This window comes from Vibrio sp. ZOR0018, from assembly GCF_963865925.1.
GTDB lineage: Bacteria > Pseudomonadota > Gammaproteobacteria > Enterobacterales > Vibrionaceae > Vibrio > Vibrio anguillarum.
On sequence record NZ_CAWMCN010000037.1, the window covers coordinates 22092 to 28091 of the forward strand.

Consider the following 6000-nt stretch of genomic DNA (forward strand, 5'->3'; position numbering starts at 1 on the left):
GGGTCATGAAGTAGTAAAATTGATAATTTTTAGATTACTCATCAAATGAATTGATATGAATAAATGAAAGAGTAGAATGAAACCGTTTGCGCATATTAACTCCCTTGAAATTAAAGGTGTGGCGCGCAGTAGATGAAAGCTAAATAGGAAAAGCAGTGCGGTATTCACTCAAACAATTAGCAGTTTTCGATGCTGTTGCCGATAGTGGCAGCGTCAGTCAAGCTGCGGATAAATTAGCGTTAACTCAATCCGCGACCAGTATGTCGCTAGCACAATTGGAAAAAATGTTAGGTCGCCCTTTGTTCGAAAGACAAGGAAAGCAAATGGCATTGACTCATTGGGGAATGTGGCTTAGGCCGAAAGCGAAGCGTTTATTACAAGATGCTCAGCAGATCGAAATGGGCTTTTATGATCAGCACTTGCTTAGCGGTGAAATCAGTATGGGGGCCAGCCAGACCCCTGCCGAGCACCTCGTTCCAGACCTTATCAGCATTCTTGATAACGATTTCCCAGAGATGCGTATTGAGCTTGGTGTGAAAAGCACCAAAGGGGTGATCGATGGCATCCTCGACTACAAATATGACCTTGGTATCATTGAAGGTCGATGCGATGATAACCGTATTTCCCAAGAAGTGTGGTGTCGAGATCACCTAACAGTGATAGCTTCGGCTCATCATCCTTTTGCCAAATGTAAAACGGTGAGTCTTGCACAGCTTGAACAAGCTAAATGGGTGTTAAGAGAGCACGGTTCTGGCACTCGAAATATTTTTGATAGCTCGATTCACCATCTTATTTCCGATTTAGATGTGTGGCGAGAGTACGAACATGTTCCTGTGCTACGCAGTATGGTTGCGAATGGTCCGTACTTAACTTGTTTACCTTACCTCGATGTAGAACGCTTTATTGAGAATGGCCAACTGGTAGCGCTCAATGTGCCTGATCTGAATATGGAAAGAACGTTGTCGTTTATTTGGCGAGCAGATATGGCTGAAAACCCGTTGGTTGAGTGCATTAAGCGTGAAGGACTGCGCATGATGAAAGGACGACCAAGCGTACTTTAAGCTTGTTAATCTTGGTTATGATTTACTTTGTTACTTCTCAATATGGGGTGTGATAAGTGAAGCTGTTGAGTGTTCGCATTTAGCATCATGCTACACACCCTCATCACCTAATCTAACGCTCATGCTTGATTAAAAAGCACTTCAAATGTGTTGATTTATCGTTTGCGTCAACATTTCAATGAAATAAGTGCAGTCATTGCATTTATTTCATGACTTGGGTCACTAGTCATCTGTGGTTGAAGCTTTTAATATCGGCACTTGATTTATTGATGTCGCTATAGCAACGGCTTGTTAAATGACAGGCAGATAGCGGCTAAATGAGGGCGCTATGAGCACACTATTTGCAATTTCACTAACGACAGGCATTCTTTCTGGTGTTTGGGGCTGGATAGCCGTTTCGTTAGGCTTACTATCATGGGCTGGCTTTTTAGGATGTACGAGTTATTTTGCCTCTCCAACCGAGGGTATTAAAGGTCTTGCAGAAAGTTTGATAACTAATATCAGTGGCGTTTTTTGGGCAATGGTCATTATTCATTCATCCAGTTTGGTGAGCTTGGATATGTTGGGTTACGTTGTCACTGCGGTAGTGGCATTTTTAATGTGCATTCAAGCGTCGAAAGCGTGGCTTGGTTATATCCCTGGAACCTTTATTGGCGCTTGTGCCACTTTTGCTGCTGGTGGTGATTGGCAACTGGTTATTCCATCACTTCTATTAGGTGGCATTTTGGGCTTTGCGATGAAAACAAGTGGTATGTGGTTGCATCAACGATCTAACCAGCCAGCGCTGAGCGACAGCGCAACTGTTGAAACGCGTTCTAAATCCTCAACTTGTTAATTTATGTTTAAGACTAATGCTGGTGAAATCTGCATTGGTAAAGGTTACCCCCAATTGATCCGTATCGATTCATCAAAATTGTTGATATACCCATTCAATATAAGATTAGTCACATATAGCGAAATGGAAATGATACGAGGCACACAATCATGTGTGCCTTTACGTGTGGCCATTGGCCATCGTAATCACGCGTTTTAGTGTCCAGCGCAGCAGTACAGGAATAAAGTCCACACCTTGTTGTTCACAATGGGAAACGATGGCAAGCGCCAAATCAGGTTTCGCGTGTTTTTTCAGCACACGTGTGACCACTTTTTTCGCAGGGATTGGATGATCGTAAGGTATTTTAATCAAATCTTTGAAGAAATGTTCAAAGCCATGAGAGTACAGAAAATGTTCGATATCTCGATCGGGAAGTTCGGTCAGGCGATGCCGTTCTTGATCACCTGTTAGCATACCGCGTACCGTTGACGAATATTTTTTGCCAGCGGGATCGCCATCAGTCACGACATGCCAATCAATGCCAAACGCTTTCGCCACTTTAATTAAGGACTTCAGACCAGACTGAGCAAATTCGACAATTTGTACTCCTTCGGCGGCTAGATTATAGCCACACTGGCGAGCCAGCTCACTAAACAGCCACACCTCAGTTTCTCCTTCAACCAACAACCAGCAGCGAGCAAAAAGCACCCCTGAGCGATGAAAACGGATATGAAAACCGATACGTCGTAGTTCGTCCTTACTCAATCCACGAGAGATCATCGAATTTGCAATGGTACGGTCAGAAGTACGCACCAAACGCCGAATCGAATGAAGGGGAACAGAGCCAAGCAGATCACCACTGTTCGTTGTGAGAATTTTCTGCATGGGTAATAGTTGAAGTAAACTCCAAGCGCGCGCCAGATGAGTAGGGTGCAATCGACCTTCGGGATCTTCGATAATCAGCAGCGGCCTAGCGCAACGTCGTAGGTCAGTTGGGCCTTTGGCTTGCAGATAAGCATTGAGTAAGCCCATCAACAGCAAACGAGTTTGCTTATTTTTAGTCTCTTCAACAAATTGGCTTATGTTTTTATCGGCGGTTGGGCTGGAATAGACTAAGCTGTCCCGTTGCTGTCTTGGGTTTTTACGTGTCTGACTTTTGAATGAAAAATAGTGATCAACTAATACATTCATTGAGTTAAGGCTACTTCTCATCTCGCCTTTGTTGACATGTCCAGGAATGGCCAGTAAACGACGACAGGTATTATCAATGCGTTTTTCGGCGCGAGAATTTTTACCGTTACCATTGACGAAAGGTCGCTCGAAACGCCGTGAATCTTTCAAACGGATCACTGGGTGTAAGCTCATCAGCTCTTGCGCTAATTTTTCGGAATGATGCAGCGGTAGTGGATTGCCTTCGAGGTCTAAAAACAGGTAGCGAGTGGTAATATCATATCGCTCACGAGTGGCACTGATGCGATAGAATATCCGTTTCGTACCCGTTTCATCTTCAACCCAAATCGGCCTCAGCTTACGATAACGGCCGGATCGAGATTCATTTTTGTCTGTAGAAACAAAGCTTAAGACAATTTGTAAATGCTGAGTTTGAGGATGAGCGATAGAGTAATCGACGTGGAAATCTTGCATTTCAAATTGATAAGGTACACCGTTGGCTGGTAGCACTACTGATAAGGCGTCCAACAATGAGGACTTACCCCAAGTATTTTCACCGATCAATGTGGTGAGTTCATCAAAAGCGAGCGATAAACGTTTGATTCCTCTGAATCCGGAAATTTCAATTCGCTCTAGATGCATAGGCAGACTCCTTTTATAACTCAACAAGTTAGCTTCTCGCTGAGTCTGTTTTTCTTTAAGCATAATGGAAATTATGCAGATAAGTAGGCTGCTGGCTCACATATCAAGTGTTTATGTAGGGGCAGCCGAATGAGACAAAGGCTACAAAGCGTGATGAGGTTGACTTAGCGTAATTATATTTTCAAACTCGTTTCATAAAAGTCACGATTCTGTCATGATTCTTCAGCTAGGATAGAGTGGAAAAAGAAGAGAAAGATAAATGATGCATAAAAAGAATAGACCAGCATCAATTATGCTGGCACACATTAATGACACTCACTCATATTTTGAACCGACATCGCTGCAATTGACTCTCCACATCCAACAGCAGACTTTAACACCGTATGTAAGCGCTGGCGGTTTTGCACGAATTGCAACACGAGTTCAGCAATTGAAAGAAGATGCGGCGCGTATGAAGCGAGCCTTTGTATTTTTACACGCTGGGGATTGTTTCCAAGGCACGCTCTATTTCTCGCTATTTAAAGGTAAAGCCAATGCGGACATGCTCAACGCATTGAATCTTGATGCGATGGCATTAGGCAATCACGAACTGGATATGGGTAATGAACCCGTTGCCCATTTTGTTAAACGTATTCAATTTCCATTGCTAGCTGGCAATTGGGATCTTTCCAATGAAAGATCGAATAAGCCTTTTCCAATAGCCGGTAGCCCGCAAGTGATAAGTTATCAACCTCAAGGTAAATACGCTCGCTGGATAGAAAAACAGGCTGGTGATGAAACGATTGCAATTTTCGGCTTGTCACTCGATAAAATGGCTGATATTGCCAACCCAGATCTCGATACTCCATTTATTAACGCTATCCAAACGGCAAAAAATACGGTTACTGAAATACGCGCTAAAGGGATCAACAAAATTGTTCTACTTAGCCATTTAGGTTATGAAGCGGACATTGAGCTCGCACAGCAAGTGGAAGGCATTAGTGTTGTCGTCGGCGGGCATAGCCACCGATTACAAGGTGATTTTAGTGCACTAGGGCTGATGAAAGATGATGAGTATGGTTTAAGAATTAACGACACTTATGTCGTCCAATCCGGTTATCATTCTTTGAGCTTAGGTCATTGTTATATCGACTTTTCAGCCGATGGCAAAGTGGACAAATTTCAGGGTCGTAATGAACTGTTACTTGGCCGTCGACTATTTCTTGATGCCAGCATGAGCGAAGCGGGCACCGATAACACCCATTTAGCGGCGTGCGAATTTTTAAGCCAGCACCCTAATGTGGTGGTGTGTAAGAAAGATCCGCAGGTCCAAGGAATATTGATCGATAAATACATGCCGCGAGTACGTCAGCTGCAACAAAATATTATCGCACATGCTGATCGTTTCTTAAGACACGTCAGAATTCCTGATGAAACTGGGCCGAGTGAGTTGGCTCCTTTGGTGGCTCAATCATTCGTCTATGCCATGCGGCAAAGAGGGCACCCCGTGCAGTTTGCAATACATAACGCTGGTGGAGTCAGAAACTCGCTCAACGCCGGACAAGTTTCGGTGGCAGACATTGCCGGAAATTTATTGCCTTTTGCCGTTCCTATTGGTGTCTACCGAGTGCAGGGAGAAACCTTAATTGAGATGCTTGAAGGGGCGATTAATAATGCGCTGGGCAATGGGGTCGACGGCACAGGTTCTGGCAGTTATCCTTACACCCACAATCTCTCGTTTACTTATGCCGCCGATCGGCCTGTAGGACAACGCATCACAAATGTGTTGTTATTTGATGAGCAAAAAGGTTGGCAACCAATTGATCTTAATCGTTATTATTGTGGGACCTCTTCGGCCTATACCATGAAAGGCAAAGAGGGATATGATGCGATACTGAAAATGAAGGGAGAAGGTTTTGTTTCGAATGTGTCAATGGCCGATGCGTTTATTGAACTGCTGACGGAAAAACCTGAAATACTTAACCACGCAGGAACTCAACTCCAACATCATTATCAGTAACTCGGTTTGACATAAATTTACTGGCATAGACTTTGCTTTTTAACTTTCAGTCTTAACGCATCTTCAACCCGATGAAGGTGCATGAAGATGTGAAAGGGGAAAGTATAATGTGGATTAGAGATTGGTTAGATGCTGCTGTCGTCGTTGCTTGGGTCAGTGCATGGTCTGTATTGGTGTATTTATTACCACTGGCAGGCGTATAAAAATCTAAGCTAAAAAGGAGCATAAATGGCTCTAATGCCGTTCACTTAAGGTGAGCGGCATTGTATTTTCTAGGGTATCGGCTTGGCTTTTTCTTCACGACTCTAGGGAAG

The 6000-nt window shown here is 43.7% G+C and carries 4 protein-coding genes; 3 read left to right on the forward strand and 1 reads right to left on the reverse strand.

What is annotated here, in order from left to right; translation table 11 throughout:
• Nucleotides 1-155: 155 nt before the first annotated feature.
• Nucleotides 156-1061, forward strand: a complete 906-nt coding sequence (locus tag AACR75_RS01125; RefSeq protein WP_013867825.1) for a LysR substrate-binding domain-containing protein — start codon at nucleotides 156-158, stop codon at nucleotides 1059-1061.
• Between the two features lie 328 nt (nucleotides 1062-1389).
• Nucleotides 1390-1896 (forward strand): DUF1097 domain-containing protein, encoded by a 507-nt coding sequence (locus tag AACR75_RS01130; RefSeq protein ID WP_047688390.1) that lies wholly within the window; start codon nucleotides 1390-1392, stop codon nucleotides 1894-1896.
• 159 nt (nucleotides 1897-2055) lie between these two features.
• On the opposite strand, the gene AACR75_RS01135 is transcribed toward AACR75_RS01130, so the two are convergent.
• Entirely contained in the window at nucleotides 2056-3687 is a 1632-nt protein-coding gene (locus tag AACR75_RS01135) for an ATP-dependent endonuclease (RefSeq protein ID WP_026028965.1), read from the reverse strand.
• A gap of 259 nt (nucleotides 3688-3946) precedes the next feature.
• On the opposite strand from AACR75_RS01135, the gene AACR75_RS01140 reads away from it, so the two are divergent.
• A complete protein-coding gene (locus AACR75_RS01140) occupies nucleotides 3947-5686 on the forward strand; it encodes a bifunctional metallophosphatase/5'-nucleotidase (RefSeq protein ID WP_047688392.1) in 1740 nt (579 codons plus the stop codon).
• Nucleotides 5687-6000: the final 314 nt, after the last annotated feature.

Excerpts from the sequence above, each read along its gene's own strand:
- AACR75_RS01140 (WP_047688392.1), top strand. The coding sequence starts at position 3,947 with ATGATGCATAAAAAGAATAGACCAGCATCAATTATGCTGGCACACATT.
- AACR75_RS01135 (WP_026028965.1), bottom strand. The coding sequence starts at position 3,687 with ATGCATCTAGAGCGAATTGAAATTTCCGGATTCAGAGGAATCAAACGT.
- AACR75_RS01130 (WP_047688390.1), top strand. The coding sequence starts at position 1,390 with ATGAGCACACTATTTGCAATTTCACTAACGACAGGCATTCTTTCTGGT.